Below are 18,725 nucleotides of genomic sequence, written 5' to 3' on the forward strand. Positions count from 1 at the left end.
GGACGATCACGATGCGTGGCTCAGCGCAAGCTTCTCCTGGAACATGGGCTCGACAGAGTAGGCGCTTGTCGCCTCCTGACCCGGCGGAACCTGCGCCGCGGCGCGGCTGCGGCATGGGGGGTGCGGGTTCCGGTTCTCGCCTGAGTTGCTTGTCCTCGACCGCGGATGGTGTGCTTCCTAGCCGCCAACGTGCTGGCTCGAAATGGGAAATCCACTCTCACGTGAACGAGGCGGCGTTCCTGCGCGGCGGCGGCGAAACGGGTGAGCTGATCGCGAAGCATGACTGGGCGTCGACGCCGCTCGGACCGCTCAGCGCCTGGCCGCAAAGCCTGAAGACCGCCACGGGGATCCTATTGCGCTCGCCTGTGCCCATGGCGCTGCATTGGGGCCTGGACGGCGTCACCATATACAACGACGCCTTTGCGGCCATGGTCGGGGCGCGCCACCCGCAACTGCTCGGCGCCAAGGTGCGTGAGGGCTTGCGCGAGTTCGCCGATCTCAGCGACCAGGCCATCACCACGGCGCTGGCCGGCGGCGCGCTGACGTTCCAGGACCTGGAGCTGACGAGCTATCGTTCGGGCAAGCCGCGACAGGTCTGGGTCAAGCTCGACTACTCGCCTGTGCTGGATGAGAGCGGCCGCCCCGCCGGTGTGCTGGCGATCGTGGCGGATACCACCGAACGCGTACTCGCCGAGCGCAAGGCGGGCGCTCGGGCCGAGCAGGAGCGGCGGATGTTCGAACAGGCGCCCGGCTTCATCCGCCTCACCCGGGGCCCGGACCACATTTTCGAGTTCGCCAACGAAGCCTACATGCGCCTGATCGGCAAGCGGAACATCATCGGCAAGCCGCATCGGGAGGTGTTCGCCGACACGCTCGAGCACGCTCACAGCGAGATCCTGGACCACGTCTACGCCACTGGGGAACGCTATGTCGCGCGGGCGCAGCCGGCCCCCCTCAAGAGGAGCCCGGAAGGGCCCGAAGAGGTCCGCTTTATCGACTACATCATGCAGTCGGTGACCGGCGAGGACGGCAAGGTCACAGGCGTTTTCGTCGAAGGGTTCGACGTCACCGAGCGAGTGCGCGCCCAGGCGGCCGTCGAGGAAAGCAATCGTCGGCTGAACGCCGCGGCCGCGCGGCTCGGCGTCTTCGAACTGGACTTGGAAACCCGACAAGCGACGTTCAACGCTCGCGCGCGCGAAATCCTCGGGTTCGGACCCGACGAAAGCCTCACGATTGACGACCTGATCAGGCGCATCGACAGCAACGAGTTCGAACGGCTCCGCGCCCAAGCGACCGCCGCCGAGGCGGCCGGTGAGGCGCGGCGGGAGCGGGAATACCGCATCCACCTGCCTGACGGCTCGATCCGCGACGTGATCAGCGTCAGCGACCATTCCCCCGGGCCGAACGGGCGGCCGACGCGGGTGGTCGGCGTCGTCGACGACGTCACCGAACGGCGCCGCGCCGAGCGGCGGCAGCAACTGCTGATCAACGAGCTGAACCATCGGGTGAAGAACACCCTGGCCACAGTGCAGTCGATCGCGGCCCAGACGCTGCGCTCCGCGTCCAACCTGACGAGCGCCCGGGAAGTCTTCGAAGCGCGGCTGGTGGCGCTCGCCGCCGCACACGACCTGCTGACGGCGGAAAGCTGGCGCGGCGCGCGGCTCACTGACGTGGCGGCCACCGCCATGGCCCCGTTCGAGACGACGCAGCGGCCGCAGATCGTCCGCTTCGGACCGCCCGTCTGGCTGACGGCGTATCGCGCGCTCGCGCTCAGCCTGGCGCTGCACGAGCTCGCCGCCAATGCGGCGAAGTACGGCGCGCTGTCCGTTCCGGAGGGCCGGGTGACGATCCGCTGGAGCGTTTGCGGCGACGAGCTGAGGCTTTTCTGGATCGAGGAGGGCGGTCCGCCGGTTGCGGCCCCCTCCCACTCCGGCTTCGGCACGCGGCTTCTTCAACGCAGCCTCGCCCATGAATTGCACGGCGAGGTCGCCTTCACCTTTGCGCCGGAGGGGGTTCGCTGCGAGATCCGGTGCGAGGTCGAGGACGTTCGCGCCTGGGCCGCCGAGATCGGCGAAGCTTGAGTTCGACGCTTGAGTTCACTGGGCGCGCCCGTCGCCGCCGCGCCGCGCTGACTGCAATCGTCCGAAGATCGCCACGCGCCGGACCGAAGTCGACATGGTCCGCCCCCCCTGATCGGGCGACGCTGAGCGCGTGGCTCTTCGGTGGTCAGAGGTTCAAAGGCGTCGCGTCGTCGACACGGCGATTAGAGCCGCCCCACGGTCTGTCCGTGGCGCTCGCCATCCGCGCCGATGTGGGCCAGGCTGAGCCAGTCCGCGCATTCGCGGTCTAGGCGACGCCTGGCCATCTCCGTGTTCGCAAGGTCCCGGAGCCTTGCGCAATCGTGAGCACGCCGCCGGTATAACTCGACTGATTTCATACCTGCCACTCCCTTGTCGAAGAGCGTTTCCCGGGCGCCGCCCGGGAACGCTTCTTGGGTCGACGTTTCCTCCAATGGCCTTGAGCCAAGCGAACGGTCCCACAGAATATCAGCGGGATATGTTCTTCAGCGGACACTTGGCGAGGTCTGGCCGTTCAAAGTCCAGACGCGTGGCTCTTCCGGCCGTCTTGGCGCGGGCTCGCGGATCTCGCCCATGCCGCCGCTGATCTCCTGCTCCATCACCTTCAGGTCAGCGTAGCATTCGCACGAGCGGCGAATGAGCTTCTGGCGATCGACAAGGGTGAGCCGCGAACGGCCGAGCTCGATCAGCCCTTCCGACCGGAACCGCTGCAGGATGATGTTTACGGACGATCGCTGGGCGCCGAGCATCTTTGCGAACACCTCCTGTGAAAGTGAGATCTCGGACTGCTCGAGCACATCGCAGCAGGTCAAAATCCACTTCGCCAGGCGTTGTTCTATGGGATGAAGGGCGTTGCAGGCGCCGTTACGGATCGCACAGCTCATCTTCCAGGCGCAGTATCCAAGAACGATCCCGCTCATGTGGTTGGAGTTCTGGACCGCGGAACGGAAAAGGTCTGCGTCCACTGCCGAGGCGACGCCCTCCATGTGACAGACGTCGCGGGTCAGGCCGGACCGCAGTCCGAGCGCCGCCATCGCCCCCACGGCGCCCTCGCGACCGACGAGCACGCACTCGATCTCGGTTCCATCCTGGAATATGGCGAGCTTCGAGACGACGCCACTGTGCAGGAAGTAGACAGTGTCCAGCGGCTCACCTTGTTCGCACAAAACTTGGCGAGGTCGCAGGTGGACCTCACGGACCCACGAAGCGGGAAGGTCCGAACCCAACGCTGAAAGCAGCAGATTGCTTTTTGACAACTTGGCACCCGAACCATGAGCCCCAGACCACACGGTCTGGCCCAAGTTAAGAACGCGCCGCGACTATCTTCGTTTTGCTTCCGGACCGCCAAATTAACAGGGACGCTGTTAGCACTCGCAACAATCGAGCTCCTAAGTGAGGCCTATCTAAAGAGAACCGGCATATTGCACCGCAGAATTTCGCTCTCTCGGATCCGATTTGACACGATCAAATCGCGGTGACTTCATTGGCGTCAAATGACCGATCACGCCGATCTCTCAATGGAAGCGTGCAATTTACTCCAGCACATCTGCTGCGGGCGCGGGAATTTGGAATGGCGCAGGGTGCTGTTGAACCGGGCTCGGGCTGCGGACAAAGTCCCTGACGTGTGGCGAACTTGTCGACGCCAGTTAGGGAATCAGCGCCCAGGATTCGGGCGGTGGAGGCGCCGCCCACGCGGGTTAACCGAAGTGTTTGATATTGGACAGACGGCTCCCGAGGGAGTGGACGACTAACATCCGGAAATTCATTCTCGAGGATCACGGACCTTCAGTGCCCAGTAGAAATATCTTGCTCCGCTCGCTTGGATCAGACGTCGAACATTTAACACCCAATCTTTCGACGATGTGCTTTAAATCAGGACAAGTAATAAAACATGCCGGCGACGACGTAGAGAGCATCTATTTTCCCACGGACGGATTAACGTCTACCCGCGCCGTGCTTCAGGACGGACGCGAAATCGAATGCGCGCTCATCGGCAGAACCAATGCTCTAGGCGTCGTGGCTGCGCTGGGGTTCGCGCGGGCTCCGACGCGCTTTGTCTGCCTGACCGACGGACACGCTTGGAAGATCGCCCTACCGCACCTGGTGGCTGCGATACGCAGCGTGCCCACGGTCGAGCGTCAGATGAAGCTCTATTGCTTCGCAGAAATGGGCTACGCGATCCACGTCGGCGTCTGCAATGCGATGCACTCCGCCGATCAGCGGATAGCACGATGGCTCACAACCGCCGCCGATCTGCTTGGCCGCTCTGAGATCCGGCTGCCCCAGGAGGAACTTGCGAGCGGGCTCGGCCTCCAAAGAAGCGCCGTGAATCTCATCTTGCAACGGTTCAAGTCCGAAGGACTGGTCGATGTGGCTCGAAGCCGGGTCCTTATCGTCGATGCGGATCGGCTCAACCGACGTGCGTGCGAATGTCGCCTGGCGCTCCGCCGCGCCCTTTGCCTCGACGACGCGCGGCCGGGAAACGAGGTCATGGGCCGGCTCGGTTCGCCGAACCGGCCTTGAACGCCTGCGGCCAGGGTCGCCCAGCCGACGCGGGCCGCATGGCGCTCTCTCAGATCAAGACTGTGTCGACCCCTCGCGCCTCACCCACTCCGAGCCGCTGCGTCGCCGCGCCCAGCTGGAATAGGCCGCGCGCTGGCGGTTTCCGTTAGGCGCTTTCCGTTGCGGCGGATCGGCGTTCACGGCCCGGACCTCCTCGCCCCCCGCGACCCAGGTATTCACCCAGCGGGGACCACGCCAAAGCTCGCCGCCGGCCTGCCCCACCAATTGCTGAGCTTCGGCTTGCGCGCTTTGGTCATCGATGCTGGAGAACTCGGCGCAACCCGTTCCGCGTCCCTCTACATCGATAAAATACAGTCTGTACTCAGCCATCGCCCTCTCCAGATGCGGGTTGCATGGCAAGTTTGATAACCGCAGGGGCGCGCAAGTTCTGTCGCTGAGTAGACAGAGAGGCCACGTCAAATCCGATTGTCGCGAACGCGCCATCCCGAGGCGCGCCGTCCGGCGCTCGCCCATCCCCGCCCCCATCTTCCCGCCGCCACGAATGTGTGCGACAGCCGCTGATCGGCGCTGGTTCCCGAGGCTTGGCTCACCCACGATGAAGCAGTTTCTGATCACCGCCGCCGGCGTGTTCGCGGGCCTGATGATCTTCCTGATCGGCGTGCCGATCGTGCTGATCTCCATGGCCGCAAGCGCCGCGGGCCGGGAGACCACGCCGGCCAAGGCTGTGCTCGAGCTCGACCTGCGCGAACCCCTCACCGACCAGTCGGCGCAAAATCCGCTGTCCGGCCTCGGGCGCCGATCCAACTCGGTGATGTCGATCGTCGAGACCCTGCATCGCGCCGAGAGCGACGAACGGGTGAAGGGCCTGTTCATCCGCCTCCCCGAGGGCGGGATGGAGCCGGCCTCGGCCGACGAACTGCGGCTGGCGCTGCGCCGCTTCCACGCCGCCGGCAAGCCCGTCGTCGCCCATAGCCAGGGCATCTATCCCTCCGGAGTGACGACGGCGACCTATATGCTCGGCGCGGCCGCCGACGAGCTCTGGATGCAGCCCGCCGCCTCCTTCCAGGTCACCGGCCTGGCGGGCGAGGACGTCTTTCTCAAGCGCTTCTTCGACAAATACGGGATCAAGGCCGACTACGAGCAGCGCTACGAGTTCAAGAACGCCGTCAACGGCTACCTCCACGACGACTACACGCCGGCGCACCGCGAGTCCGAGCTCTCCTGGATGGGCTCGATCTACGCCTCCAACATCGCCGCGGCCGCCGCCGACCGGAAACGGCCGGCCGACGCCCTGCGCCGAACCCTGGAGGCCGGCCCCTACCTTGCCGAACAAGCCCTCAAGCTCGGCCTGATCGACCATGTGGGCCAGGTGCGCGAGGCCGAGCAGGCGCTCCTGAAGCGCACCGGCGGCGAAGCCGTCGATTTCGACGACTACGGCCATGGCCGCCGCCGCAATCCGACGACCGGCCCGGCCATCGCCGTGATCCAGGCCGAGGGGCCGATCATCACCGGCAAGGACGGCGGACGGAATCCGTTCACCGGCGGCTCCAACATCTATTCCGACGACCTCTCCAAGGCCTTCTACGACGCCGCCAAGGCCCACGACGTCAAAGCCATCGTGTTGCGCCTGAACTCGCCGGGCGGCTCGGACACCGCCTCGGAGCAGATCGCCGCTGGCATCCGCGCGGCCAAGGCCGCGGGCAAGCCGGTGGTCGTCTCCATGGGGACCTACGGCGCGTCGGGCGGCTACTGGGTGGCGTCCGAGGCCTCGGCCATCGTCGCCCAACCGACCACCCTCACCGGCTCCATCGGCGTCTTCGGCGGCAAGTTCGCCGTCGGCCCCGCGCTCGCCAAGTTCGGCGTCGACCTGCGCCAGCTGGGCGTCGGCAGCTCCTATGCCGGGGCTTTCGGCGGCAGCCGCGAATTCAGTCCCCAGGAGCGCGCCGCCTTCGCCGGTTGGATGGACCAGATCTACGCCAACTTCGTGCAGCGGGTGTCCGTGGGCCGCAAGCTGCCTCTGGCCCGCGTGCAGGAGATCGCCCGCGGCCATGTCTGGACCGGCGTCCAGGCCCGCCAGCTGGGCCTTGTCGACCAGGTCGGCGGCTTCTACGAGGCGGTGGACCGCGCCAAGACCCTGGCCAACATGTCCGGCGAGCCGCGGCTGAAGCGGATGACCCCGCAGGCCTCGCCCGTCGAGGCGCTCCAGAAGCTGCTGGGGGTCGAGAGCACCTCCGCCCGCACGCTGGCGGCTGCGGCCTGGGTGTTCGGCGATCCGCGCGCCGAAGCGATCATCGACCAGCTCGCCCAGGCCCGGCTGCGCGAAGGCGGCGCCATGGTGCTGGCGCCCGAGCGGGTGCGCTAACGGGAGCCTCTCCCGACTTCGTTGGAAGAGGGCTATGCGCTTTCGCGGGGAAGCGCGCTTGTTGGTGCGAGCCTCCTACAGCGTCCGCGGATCGACCACCGTGCGGACCGGCGAGGCGGGATCGGTCATCCTGTCCAGCGCCTCGCCCACGCCGGAGAGGCCGATGCGCGCGCCCAGCCAGGGCGTGACGTCGATCCGGCCATCGGCGATGGCGCGCAGCGCCAGCTCCATGTCCTCCTGCTCCTCGCCGCAGGCGAAGTTGATCTTCAGCCGCTTCATCTGCGCAAGCGGGACATAGAGCTGCTCCTGCTCCAGGCAGAAGCCGCCCATCACGATCCGCGCGCCGAAGCCCACGCCGCGGACGATCTGGTTCAATAGGCCCGGCTTGCCGACGCATTCGTAGACCAGGTTCGGCTTCTTCATGCCGAGGTCGGGGATCGGGTCATAGGGCGACAGCTCGCGCGGATCGACCGCCACGTCGGCCCCCATCTGGATGGCGATCGCGCGCCGGCCGGCGTCGAAGTCGGCGGCGACGATCGGGCCTATGCCCCTCAGCTTCAGCCCGGCGACCACGCCCAGGCCGATCGCGCCGCAGCCGATCACCAGCGGGATCTCGCCCGGCTGCGGCTCGCCGGAGCGGGCGTGCTCCAGGCCGACGGCCAGAGGCTCGATCAACGCCGCCAGGTCGTCCGGAAGGTCCGCAGGGACCTCCATGGCCAAGTCCTCGTCCAGCAGCATGTATTCGCCGAAGCCGCCGGGCAGCTCGTTGACGTAGCCGATGATTCCCGTCTTGCCGCCCTGCCGCATCACCGGAGCGGAGGTCACCTTGGCGCCGACCTTCAGCGGCCGTCGGCTGCCCGGGCCATAGTCGACGATCTCGCCGACGAACTCGTGGCCCATGACGATGCGCTTGCCGAGATCGACAGCGGCATAGGGTCCGCCGAACTCCTGCGACTTGGCGACCATCTCGTGGCCCGAACAGAGGAAGTGGGCGTCGGACGCGCACAGCCCGCAGCGATGCGTCCGCACCAGCATCTGGCCCTTCGTCGGCGTGGGGGCGGGCATCTCACCGACATGAATCTGGCCGTTCTCGAGATAGGCCGCTTTCATCGTGCTTTCCTCAGGTCCGCCACGCGGTGGCCAGCGCCGGCGTCTGCAGCTTCGGCATCGCCGATTTCAACAGTTCCAGGCTTTCCCAGCCGAGCTTGGGCGGCAGGCCGCCCAGCAGCGGCATCAGGCTCACCGAGCTGAACTCGCCGATCTGCGGCGCGCGCTCGAGCAGCTGCTCGGGCGTCATCAGGTTGAACACGCCGCAGTGCTTCAGCGCCTCGTCGTTGGTCAGCAGCCCGCGGAACGGCGAGTTGGAGTTGGGCTCGGCCTCGGCCCACTTCGCATATTCGGCGATCACGTGCTTCAGGTGCGGCATGACCAGGGGCCAGGTCGCCTCCGGGTCGCGGCTCAGGTGTACGTTGCTCAGCCCGCCCGGGCTCTGCTTGAGCCCGGGTTCGCGGCCGAGCCGGCGGCACTCGGCGTCGTAGACGCCCAGCAGATCGACCTTCAGGGGCGAGAAGCCCAGGCCGAACCGGGCCGCGCGCTTGGCCGAGGCCTCGACCCCGCCGCCGACCAGTAGGATGTCCTCCGGCCTCTGCGCCGGCAGCGGGCGCACGAACACCGGCCGTCCGTCGGGCGCCTGGAAGCGTTCGCCATGCAGCGCGCGCAGGATGACCTCGATGCCCTGGTCCAGCAGGCGTCCACGGTCCTTGAGCGAGACCCCGAAGGCCGCGAACTCCTCGGCGACGTAGCCCGCGCCGAAGATCACCTGCAGGCGGCCGTTGCTCATCAGGTCGAGCACGGCGATCTGCTCGGCGAGCTTCACCGGGTCGTGCAGCGGCAGGATCACCGCGCCCAGGCTCAGGCGGCACCGCTTGGTGCGCGCCGCCACCCCGCCGCCCATGACAAAGGGCTGAGGCAGGTAGCCGTCTTCCGAGGCATGGTGCTCCATCAGGTTGACGGAGGTGACGCCGATCTGGTCGGCGAAGGCGGCCATCTCCAGGGCTTCGGCGTAGAGCTCGGCCGACGGCGTCCCGAAGGCGGGCGCGCGCATGTCGAACATGACGGAGGTGCGGGTCTGGCTCATCGCGGGCCTCGAAGGACGGCGTAGGAAGGGTCGGTCTTGTCGCGGCTGCTCCGCTTTGGCAGCGGCATCGACGTGACCTCGCGGATCTCGGAGAAGTCGCGGATGGCGATCCGCCGGTCGATCGCCCAGCGCCCGTCCCGCCGGGACCACTGGTCGATGTAGCGGCCCCAGGTGGTGATCTGTTTCGGCTGTTCCTCCGACCCGACCCGCAGGTCGGAGAAGACGTAGGATTCGCTGGCGGCCCGGTCTCCGTCGAGCTCGATCAGGATGTTGGTGACCTGGTGCAGGTGGATCAGGGTGCGCGCGTGCTGCGCGCACACATGGTCGATGAAGCCGCGCCCCGAGCCCTGATAGACTTCCTCGCCGTAGTCGACCGTGGCGTCGTCGTGGAACACCGAATAGCCGAGCTCGTGGTCGATCCGGTCCATCGACCGACAGTAGCGATAGATGACGTCGGTGATGGCCTGGCGATCGGCCAGGGCCTGCAGTGTCTCCGTGTCGCTCATCGTCTCAATCCCCGAAGGTGCTGCGGCTGTGCTGGTCGATCATCAGGATGCGCGCGCGCCGTGTGTCCGGGGAGCTGGGCGCCCAGCCCGCGACGTCGTTGGTCTGGCCCCAGTTGTAGATCGGCCCGTGCGGCAGCTGGGCAAGGCCGACCCGGGCGACATCCACTGGCGAGGCCCAGTTGGTGGGAAGCGCCTGGCCCTTCTCGGCGAGCAGGGCGCGGTAGGCCGGGGTGTCGGTCTGGCCGAGCACCAGGCTCAGCACGTCGACGCCGTAGCCGCGAAGCTCCGCCCACAGGCCCTCGGCGAAGTTGAGGTCGAAGGCCTTGCTGGCGGAATAGGTGGCCATGAAGCTGCCGCCGCCGTAACAGGCGCCGGAGTTGACCAGCAGCAGACCCCCGCGCTGACGCTGGCGCATGGGACCGCCGAAATGGTGGCAGCACTTCAGCGTCGTCATGACGTTGCGCTGGGCGAGATCGACCCAGGCCTGGACGTCCTTGTCGAGGAACCGCGAGCCGTTGGCGTCGGCGCCGGCGTTGTTGACGTAGAGCCCCACCTCGCGCGACCCCACCGCCTCGCTAATCCGGTCGACGGCGTCGGGCTTGGTCAGATCGACGCTGGCGGTGACGCAGTCGACGCCGGTCTGGCGGATCTCCTCGGCGAGCTCGGCCAGCGGCCCCTCGCGTCGGGCGATCAGGATGCAGGAAACGCCCTGGGCGGCGATCTGTTTGGCGAACTCCCGCCCGGTGCCCTCCGAGGCGCCTGCGACGACTGCCCACGGGCCGTAACGTTCCGCGAAATCCATAGTCCCTCCCGCCATCTTCGGACCGGTCGTACACTCGCCGTCCCGTTTCAGCTTGATGACGTCGCATATCTCAACGATATTCACAAGATGGTGAATTTAGGTCCCGCCCCGCTCTCCGAAGACGATCTCCGGTTCATTGACGAGATCGCCGCCCTGCTCGCGCCGCGCGGGATGCCGCCCAGCGCCGGCAGGGTCTACGGCTACCTGCTGCTGAACGAGGCCCCGGTCAGCCTGGAGCAGATCGCCACCCAGCTCGACATGAGCAAGGGCGGCGCCTGGAACGCCGCCAAGACCCTGGTGCACTGCGGACAGATCCGTCGCTACGGCGAGCGCGGCAGCAAGCGCGGCCTCTTCGGCCCCAGCGAAAACTACGCTGCGGGGATGCTGGAGCAGTCCGCCCTCTGGGGCGCCATGGGCGCGCTCATGGAAGACTCCGCCGCCACCGCCGGGTCAGGCGTGGTCGCAGGCCGGCTCAAGGAAATGGCGCGCTTCTATCTGACGATGCGCGACACCATCGAGGCGGGGATCCGCCAGCTGAACGCCGGCCGCGCTCGCAAGACGGGCTGAGGTGGCCAAGCCCGCCGATCCGTTGCACTGTCGGCCCGCAAGGCGCGCTGACAGCGCCGGTGGGGAGAACCGCGGAACATGGGTGAACTGCGCGCGCTGCATTACGAACACGAGGGCGTCGGCCTGATCGGCCAACTGGCGACGCCGGCCGGCCCCGGGCCGCATCCGGCGATCCTGGTGATGCACAACGCCCATGGGCTGGGCGAACAGGTCCGCGAGCGCGCGCTGCGGCTGGCCGAGGCCGGCTATGCGGCCCTGGCGACCGACATGTACGGCGGCGGTCGGCTATTCGGTTCGTCGGCGGAGACGGGGGAACCCTTCGCCGCCCTGCAGAATGCGCCCGAGCGGCTGCGCGGCCGCGTGCTCGCCGCCTATCAGACTCTCCGCGCCTTGCCGCAGGTCGACGCCAGCCGCATCGGCGCCGTCGGCTTCTGCTTCGGCGGCCAGTGCGTGCTGGAACTGGCGCGCAGCGGCGCCGAGGTGCGGGGGGTCGTGAGCTTCCACGGCCTGCTCATGACGCAGCTGCCCGCGCGGCCCGGCGCGGTGAAGGCCAAGGTGCTGGTGCTGACCGGCGCCCAGGATCCCTATGCGCCGGCCGAGGATGTGCAGGCGCTGCGCGCGGAGCTGACCGCCGCCGGCGCCGACTGGCAAATCACCGCCTACGGCGAAGGCTTCCACGCCTTCACCGATCCGAGCGCGGATGAGAGACCCGTCCCGGGGCTCCGCTACGACCCGCTGCTCGACAAGCTGTCCTGGGCCCAGGCGACGGCCTTCCTGGAGGCCGTCGTCCGGACCTGAACCTTCGTCAGCGCCGGTAGCGGGCGCCCACGTAGAGGAAGCGGCCGAGGTCGAAGGCCAGGCCTTGCCGCGTGCCGGCCACCGTGAACGGCGGCTGCTCGTCGAACAGGTTCTGCGCCCCGGCGAACAGCTCGGCCCCTTCGGCCCCGCCGCCCATCCGCCAGCCCACCGACAGGTCGTGATAGAAGACCGGCTCGGTGAACGGGATGTTCAGCGACTCCGAGTGGTTGGCCGCGGTGGGATCGCGGTTGAACAGCGCTTGACGGCCGACGTAGCGCGTGGTCCAGCCGAGCGTCAGCGGTCCCTGCGCATAGCCCAGCTCGGCCACCGCCTTCAGCTGCGGATTGTTGCCGAAGGTGCCGTTGGCCGTCCCTTCCAGGATGTTCACCTGGGCGGGGTTCTGCTGGAACGGATAGTTCCTCAGGTGCGCCAGATAGTTCGCCGTCAGGTTGAAGCTCATCCGCCCGTCGAGCGCCTGGGTGTAGCGCCAGGCGCTGGTCAGCGGCGCCACGTCGGCCGCATAGCTCACCTGCAGCTCGAAGCCTTCGGTGAACAGCTTGGCCGCATTCACATAGGTGGTGCGGATCGACGAGATGTTGTTCAGCGTCGCGGCGCGGGTGAACAGGCTGCAGTATCGAGAATCCAGGCCGGCGCTTGATCCGTAGCAGTTGTTGAGGACGTCCTGGGCCTGAACCTCGGTGATCGCGTCCTTGATCTTGATCGAGTAGTAGTCGAGCGTCACCGTCAGGTTCTCGACCATCGGCGGCCGGACCACGACGCCGGCCGTGTAGCTGAACGAGGTCTCCGGATCGAGGCTGCTGTTGCCGGAGATGATGCCCGGGACCGAAATGTTCGAGACCGCGACGAAACCTGGCGGAAGACCGGCCGCGGCGCAATTGGCGGCGTAGTTCACGTTCGCGCGGATATTCTCGGTGCTGCACGGATCCCGGACGCTGAATGCGGTCGCCGACACCGGCTGGAAGGCCTCGGTGATGTTCGGCGCGCGGATCGCCCGCGAATAGGTGCCGCGCAGCTTCAACCACGAGACCGGGCCATAGACCGCGCCAACCTTGTAGGCGGAGACGTCGCCGACCGTGCTGTAGTGCGCCCCGCGATAGGCGGCGCTGACCGACAGCTCGTCGAGCAGAGGGCCCGCCTCGCGGAAAATCGGCGCGTTCAGCTCGAGATAGCCTTCGTAGACGTTGTAGCCGCCGGCGGAGTCCGTCGCGAAATTCTCGGTGGCGCCCGAGGTCAGCATCGGGTCGTTGCGCTCGCGCGTCCGCTCCATCCGGTATTCCGCCCCGGTCGCCACGGCGATCGGACCGCCCGGCAGCTGCAGGAAGCGGCCAGTGTCGAAGCGGGCGTTCAGGTTGGCGACCTGCTGGGTCAACCGATCGGTGGTGGCGAAGTCGCCGAACGAATAAGCCATGGCGGCCGCCCCGTTCTGCTGGCCGAAGGGATTGTAGGGGATGCAGCCCGGGAGCGCGCTCCGGCAGGCGGCCTGCCCTGTCGCGGGGTCGATCACGGAGTCCAGGGCGGCGGCGAAATTGGCGAGGATCCGCAGGTTCTTGTTGAGAATCCGAGTGTCGGTCTCGCCGTAGTTCAACGCCCCGTCCCAGGTCACCTGGGCGAAGCGGGCGTCGAAGTCGCCGTTCAGGCCGGCGACCGCGCGGTAGGTGCGGCGGCGGATGTCCTGCTCGCGGCCGTCGTTGAGGAAGCGCGAGATGACAAAAAACTGCGCCGGATACGGGCCGAGCGCGGCGCGAATGGCCGGCGTCAGGAAGGCGTTGTCCGGCCTCAGGAAGGTGTTCGCCGAGATCGACGGCTGGATCGCGTTGCTGACGTCGCTCTGCACGAACTTGGCGTCGACGAAGCCGTGCAGATGGGCGCTGAAGTCCAGGTTGGCGTTCAGCGCGAAGCCCTTGGTCTCAATGGGCGAGGTCAGCTGCTTGTAGTCTTCCGGGAAGAAGCAGTTGGCGCAGTCGTTCAGCTGGCCGAACGGGAAGCTGTTGTAGCCGGTCCGCGTCGGGGTCGCGACCGGATTGCCGGCGGCGTCGAAGAGGATGGGCGCTCCGGTGATCCCGTTCACCAGCACGCCGTTGCGTGTGGTCAGGTCGCTGCCGACGTTCGGCACATAGAGCCGGTCGGGGATGCCGTTGTTGGGGACGGTCGGCCCGCTGGAGCGAAAGCTGGGGTCGAGGCCCGCCACGTCCGCGGGGTTGCTGATCAGGCCGTAGTTGTTCGCGCTGGGAAGGTCGCGCACGTCGACCGCGGTTTCCTTCCGCCAGAAGCCCGAGACCGCCACGTTCAGCCGGTCGTCCAGGAAGCTGCGCCCGCCGGTGACCGAGGCGCTGTACTTGGCGCCGAAGCCGTCGTCGTAGCCGCCCAGCTGGACGTCGGCCTGCAGGCCCTCGAACCTCTTCTTGGTGATGATGTTGACGACGCCGGAGACCGCGTCCGAACCATAGATGGCCGAGGCGCCGCCGGTGATCACCTCGACCCGGTCCACCAGGGCGGGCGGGATTGCGTTCACGTCCACCGCATTGCTGCTCAGGTCGCCGGCGACGTGGCGTTGCCCGTCCACCAGCACCAGGGTGCGCGAGACGCCCAGGCTGCGCAGATCGATCGAGCTGATCCCCGCGCTGTTGGCGAAGTTGTTGGAGTTGGCCCGCAGCGTGCCCCGATAGCCGGCCTGGGGCAGGCGCGCGATCAGGTCGCCGAGGCTCTGCGGCCCCGCGCCTTCGATCGCCGAGCTGGTGAGGACCGCGATCGGCGTCGGCTGTTCCAGGCCAGGCCGCGGAAGACGCGAGCCAGTGACCACGACCTCGGACAGCTCTGCGCCGGGGGCTTCCGCCGCACCCGCGGGCGAGGCCGTCAGAACCGCCGCGGTGGCGCCGAAGATTACGGATGACGCCAGGAGGCGCGTCCGCATGCTGATCCAGTTCACGTTCAGTCCTCCGGTCCGCCGCGCGACGCTAAGCGCCGTGCGGCTCCGCTAAACACACCGGCCCGAGGAGGCCGTATTTGACGAAAATTGACGCCGCCCCCTCAGACGGCGTGCGCATTAAGACGACGGTGTGCTTGAGGAATCCTTAGCGGCGCGCCTTGGACGTTTGCGGCGCACGGAAATGAAGGGGGCGGTCCGCCAACCGCCGGCTCCTGGGCGCAGGTGCGGTCGCTCGGAGCCAAGGCTCGCTTGCCGCACGACGGGCGGCGTCCTAGCCTCGACCGAAGGAGATCTCATGCGTCGACATCTGCTCTGTTCCGGCTTCGCCGCGCTCTTGAGCTTCGGCCCGGCAAGCGCCATTGCGGCCGAGACCTCGCAACCCGCCAAGCACGCCGAACCCGTGCAACAGATTCTCAACTGCCGCGGCCTGACGGACAGCGCGGCGCGTCTGGCCTGCTACGACGTCGCCGTCGAGAAGATGGGGGCGGCGGAGACCCGGGGCGACATCGTCGTCATCGACCGCGCCCAGGCGCGGGCGGCGCATGAACAGGCGTTCGGCCTATCCCTGCCCAGTCTCGATTTCATCACCCGCGGCCTCGCGCCGACCGACGCCAACCGCATCGAAGGCTTCGTCCGCAGCGCGCGCGCCGACGCCTTCGGCAAATGGACCATCGAACTGAGCGACGGCGCCGTCTGGCGGCAGATCTCCGACGAGACGCTGTCGCGCGACCCGCGTCCCGGGACCAAGGTCACCATCCGTCGGGCGAGCATGGGCAGCTACATGATGAACGTGGACAAGCAGGCCGCCATTCGCGTCCATCGCGACCAGTAGACGAAAAAGAAAGGGCGGCGGATTGCTCCGCCGCCCGATCCACGCCGCTTGTGCGCCGATCTAGAAGCTCGCCGTCACGCCGACGAACAGGCGCCGCCCCAGCAGATCGTAGTGCGGATAGGTGTTCGGCAGGCCGCCGCCGACGATGGCGTTCGGAATGAGCGGCGGGTCCTTGTCGAAGATGTTGTTGACGCCGCCGCGGACGCTGAAGCTGTCGTTCACGCGCCACTGACCGGACAGGTCGAAGTAGCTGATCGCCTTGATCTTGCTGATGAAGGGGTTCGGCGTCCCCGACAGGCCCTCGTCGTCCGACAGGCGCTCGTACTTGGTGCTGCCGTAGTAACGCCACGCCAGCGAGACCGTCGCTTCGGCCCAGGGCATGGTCCAGTTCAGCCGCGCCGTGTGACGCCACTTCGGGAAGATCGAGGTGCAGTTGGGACCGAAGAAGCCCTTGCAGTCGTAGGCCGGATCGCCCGGCAGCGGCACGGTCGAGTTCTCCAGGAGCAGCGACCCCGCCATGTTGATCGAAAGCCCGCCCCAATTCTCGATGCCCCAGTCCGACAGCGGCAAGACGTAGCCGGCCTGGATGTCGAAGCCTTCGGTGACGCTCTTGGCCACGTTGACGTTCGTGCCGTTGATGTAGCCGCCGCCGGTGGAGGTGGTGCCGAACAGGATCCCGTTGCTGGGGTTGCGCACCACCTGGCTGCAGAAGATCGGTTCGCCGGTGGTCAGGCAGCGCTGGAGGATGATCTCCAGCGGGATGGTGCTGATGATGTCGCTGATCTTGATCCTGTAATAGTCGATGCTGCCGGTGAAGCCCGGCAGGAAGCGCGGCCGGGTCGTAAAGCCCACGGTGAAAGTCTTCGCCGTCTCCGGCGTCAGTTCAGTGTTGCCGCCGGTGAGCACGGCGCATTGGTTGGCAGGACACTGCGGGATGTTGCCGTACTGGGCAGCGGTGACGCCGGTGTTGGCGCACTGCGCCGCGGTGGCCGGGTTCTCGGCGCCGCGCGCGCAGGGGTCCTCGGCCACGTCGCTGGTGTTGGTCACCGACAGAGGCGTGTAGAGTTCGAGGATGTTCGGCGCGCGGATCGCCTTGTTGTAGGAGCCGCGGAAGCGGATGTCGTCGATCGGCGCGTACTGGAAGCCGACCTTGTAGGTCTTCGCCTGGATGCCCGTGGAGTAGTCGGAATAACGATAGCCGCCCTCGAGGACCAGGTCCTTGACGAAGGGCATGTCGCTGACCAGGGGCACGCTGATTTCGCCATAGGCCTCTGCGGCGCGCAGGCTGTTGTCGATCCGAACGGACGCGCCGCCGGAACCCGAAAGGTCGCCGCTCTCGAACGCCGCGTCGGGCGCGAACTCCAGTTGATCGTGCCGACGGGTCGCGCCGAGCGAGACCTGCACGCCCCTCTGCGCCCAGGGCGACTTGACCCCATACTCGCCGAGGTCGCCCAGCAGCGAGGCTTCCACGATCTTTTCGGTGGTGCTGCCGGTCTGGGTGCCGAGAATGGTCAGTGAATTCGCCGCCGCCGGCGTCACGCCGCCATCTGAGAAGATGTTGTAGGGCACGCAGCCGGCGTTGCCCGACAGGCAGGTTCCATCGGGGCCGACCAGGAGGGCGTCCTGCAGCTTCTGGAGGCTCAGGTAGTTCTCCGACCGGCTGCTGAGGGTGGTCCGGTAATAGGACGCGTAAATGTCGTACTTCCACGCCGACGAGATTTCGCCGGTGGCGCCCAAGACGAAGCGGTAGTTGGTGTGGTCGTAATAGGTGTTACGCGGCCCGCCCTCGACATTGCGGCGGCCGAAGTAGAGCTCGCGCGTTCCTCCGCTGGCGATGTCCGCCGCCGAGCAGCCCAGCGCCGTCTGTTGCTGGCCGCTCAGGAAGGGGTTGTTGCAGTTGACCAGGAACCCGCCCGAATCGGTCACGCCGCTACCTTGGAAAAGGGCGCTCGGCGCGATATTGACGTTGGACTCGCTCTTCATGAAGCCGAAGTCCGAATAGAACTTGACGTGCTTGTTGACCTCGTACTCCGCGAAATACCCCGCCGTGTACCGCGTGTTGTCCTGAAGCAAATACATGTAGGGGTTGGAGTTGAAGATCGCCGGCGGCGTCGTGCCCGGCGTTCCATACTCGACGAACTGGTTGCCGAGCACCGCGGCCTCGGCGGTGTCGGGCGTCCCGTCGCCGTCGAGGTCCAGCAGGTCTCCGTTGGCGAAATAGAGGATGTTCGAGTTCGACGAGCCGGAGCAACGCAGCGCGCCCGCGGCGTTGACGGCGAACTGGCAGGCCGAGTAGTCGCGCGCGGCCTGGCGGACCGGCTTCTGCTTCGAATAGGTGAAGTAGGCGGTGACGTTGCCTTTGCCGTCCGGCGCGTTGGCGCCCATCATGAGGCTGTAGTCGGCGGATTTGCCGTCCCAGCGGGTGCCCGGAACGGCGTTGCCGGAAGCTTCCTCCAGCCCCTGCATCAGGTCGTTGCCCTGGCTGTGCTGGTAGACTCCGTACTGGGCGTCGAACTGAATTCCTTCGAAGTTGCGCTTCATGATGAAGTTCACGACCCCGCCGACGGCGTCTGAGCCGTAGACGGCCGAGGCGCCGCCGGTCAGCACGTCGATGCGATCTATCAGCTGCGACGGGATCTGGTTGATGTCCGGCGCGGGGTTCGGGTTGCCGGTGTTCGGATCGCCCAACCCCAGGCGACGGCCGTTCACCAGCACCAGGGTCCGCTGCGGGCCGAGACCGCGAAGGTTCACGGTCGCAACCCCGCCGGGTCCGCTCAGCGGGTCGGACGTCGGGCCCAGGTCAACCCCGGGCTGCTGCGTCACCTGCGGCAGCTGGTTCAGGATGTCGATGGTCTGGGGCCGCCCGCCCAGGAGCACTTCCCGACTGCCGACGGTCTGGATGGGGCTGATGCTGCTCAGGTTCGGCTGCGGAATGCGCGAACCGGTGACCACGAGTTCTTCGACCTGAACGGCGCCGGACGCCGGGGGCGCGTCTTGCGCGATGGCCTGGGTCGCCGTCACCCCCACGAGGGCGAACCCGCCGATCATCGAAGAGGCCAGAAGGCGCTCCCGAACATGTTTCGTCGTCACGATTGTCTGTCCTCCAGCGGGCCCGCGCCTGGTGCTCCCCCGGCCAGCCTGCTTCCAAATGTGCGAACCCAGGGTCACAGTGA

The 18,725-nt window shown here is 67.2% G+C and carries 13 protein-coding genes; 6 read left to right on the forward strand and 7 right to left on the reverse strand.

Features of this window, described 5'->3' with window-relative positions; genetic code table 11:
• The first annotated feature begins 221 nt into the window (after positions 1-221).
• Positions 222-2,081: an HWE histidine kinase domain-containing protein gene (locus ACSQ2B_RS13445; protein WP_436050519.1), complete on the forward strand. Its 1,860-nt coding sequence runs from the start codon at positions 222-224 to the stop codon at positions 2,079-2,081.
• A gap of 482 nt (positions 2,082-2,563) precedes the next feature.
• Here the strand turns inward: ACSQ2B_RS13445 and ACSQ2B_RS13450 are convergent, their stop codons facing one another.
• A complete protein-coding gene (locus ACSQ2B_RS13450) occupies positions 2,564-3,379 on the reverse strand; it encodes a Crp/Fnr family transcriptional regulator (RefSeq protein ID WP_436050521.1) in 816 nt (271 codons plus the stop codon).
• Positions 3,380-3,884: 505 nt separating this feature from the next.
• Here ACSQ2B_RS13450 and ACSQ2B_RS13455 point away from each other — a divergent pair.
• Together ACSQ2B_RS13455 and ACSQ2B_RS13460 are read left to right on the forward strand one after the other, a co-directional pair.
• The gene (locus tag ACSQ2B_RS13455) at positions 3,885-4,601 is read left to right on the forward strand and encodes a Crp/Fnr family transcriptional regulator (RefSeq protein WP_436050523.1); all 717 of its coding nucleotides are present in this window, start codon (positions 3,885-3,887) and stop codon (positions 4,599-4,601) included.
• A 595-nt stretch (positions 4,602-5,196) separates the two neighbouring features.
• Positions 5,197-6,963 carry a S49 family peptidase gene (locus ACSQ2B_RS13460; RefSeq protein ID WP_436050524.1) on the forward strand — a complete coding sequence of 589 codons (1,767 nt, stop codon included), beginning with the start codon at positions 5,197-5,199 and terminating at the stop codon, positions 6,961-6,963.
• Positions 6,964-7,038: 75 nt separating this feature from the next.
• Here ACSQ2B_RS13460 and ACSQ2B_RS13465 read toward each other — a convergent pair whose 3' ends face one another.
• From ACSQ2B_RS13465 to ACSQ2B_RS13480, 4 genes are read right to left on the reverse strand one after another with little or no spacing between them, the layout of a single operon-like run.
• Positions 7,039-8,073, reverse strand: a complete 1,035-nt coding sequence (locus tag ACSQ2B_RS13465; RefSeq protein ID WP_436050525.1) for a zinc-binding dehydrogenase — start codon at positions 8,071-8,073, stop codon at positions 7,039-7,041.
• Between the two features lie 10 nt (positions 8,074-8,083).
• Complete coding sequence (locus ACSQ2B_RS13470; protein WP_436050526.1) at positions 8,084-9,100, reverse strand: LLM class flavin-dependent oxidoreductase; 1,017 nt, start codon at positions 9,098-9,100, stop codon at positions 8,084-8,086.
• Positions 9,097-9,606: a nuclear transport factor 2 family protein gene (locus ACSQ2B_RS13475; protein ID WP_436050527.1), complete on the reverse strand. Its 510-nt coding sequence runs from the start codon at positions 9,604-9,606 to the stop codon at positions 9,097-9,099. The genes ACSQ2B_RS13470 and ACSQ2B_RS13475 overlap by 4 nt, the downstream gene beginning before the upstream one ends.
• A gap of 4 nt (positions 9,607-9,610) precedes the next feature.
• Entirely contained in the window at positions 9,611-10,408 is a 798-nt protein-coding gene (locus ACSQ2B_RS13480; protein ID WP_436050528.1) for an SDR family NAD(P)-dependent oxidoreductase, read from the reverse strand.
• A gap of 87 nt (positions 10,409-10,495) precedes the next feature.
• Between ACSQ2B_RS13480 and ACSQ2B_RS13485 the strand changes: the two genes are divergently transcribed.
• Entirely contained in the window at positions 10,496-10,975 is a 480-nt protein-coding gene (locus tag ACSQ2B_RS13485) for a GbsR/MarR family transcriptional regulator (RefSeq protein ID WP_436050529.1), read from the forward strand.
• A 78-nt stretch (positions 10,976-11,053) separates the two neighbouring features.
• Positions 11,054-11,773, forward strand: a complete 720-nt coding sequence (locus ACSQ2B_RS13490; RefSeq protein WP_436050530.1) for a dienelactone hydrolase family protein — start codon at positions 11,054-11,056, stop codon at positions 11,771-11,773.
• A gap of 7 nt (positions 11,774-11,780) precedes the next feature.
• Here the strand turns inward: ACSQ2B_RS13490 and ACSQ2B_RS13495 are convergent, their stop codons facing one another.
• Positions 11,781-14,720 carry a TonB-dependent receptor domain-containing protein gene (locus ACSQ2B_RS13495; RefSeq protein ID WP_436050531.1) on the reverse strand — a complete coding sequence of 980 codons (2,940 nt, stop codon included), beginning with the start codon at positions 14,718-14,720 and terminating at the stop codon, positions 11,781-11,783.
• A gap of 295 nt (positions 14,721-15,015) precedes the next feature.
• On the opposite strand from ACSQ2B_RS13495, the gene ACSQ2B_RS13500 reads away from it, so the two are divergent.
• Positions 15,016-15,552 (forward strand): hypothetical protein, encoded by a 537-nt coding sequence (locus ACSQ2B_RS13500; RefSeq protein WP_436050532.1) that lies wholly within the window; start codon positions 15,016-15,018, stop codon positions 15,550-15,552.
• Positions 15,553-15,612: 60 nt separating this feature from the next.
• On the opposite strand, the gene ACSQ2B_RS13505 is transcribed toward ACSQ2B_RS13500, so the two are convergent.
• Positions 15,613-18,642, reverse strand: coding sequence for a TonB-dependent receptor domain-containing protein (locus ACSQ2B_RS13505; RefSeq protein WP_436050533.1), 3,030 nt, complete (start codon positions 18,640-18,642; stop codon positions 15,613-15,615).
• Positions 18,643-18,725: the final 83 nt, after the last annotated feature.

It is taken from the genome of Phenylobacterium sp. LjRoot225 (genome assembly GCF_964252855.1).
GTDB lineage: Bacteria > Pseudomonadota > Alphaproteobacteria > Caulobacterales > Caulobacteraceae > Phenylobacterium.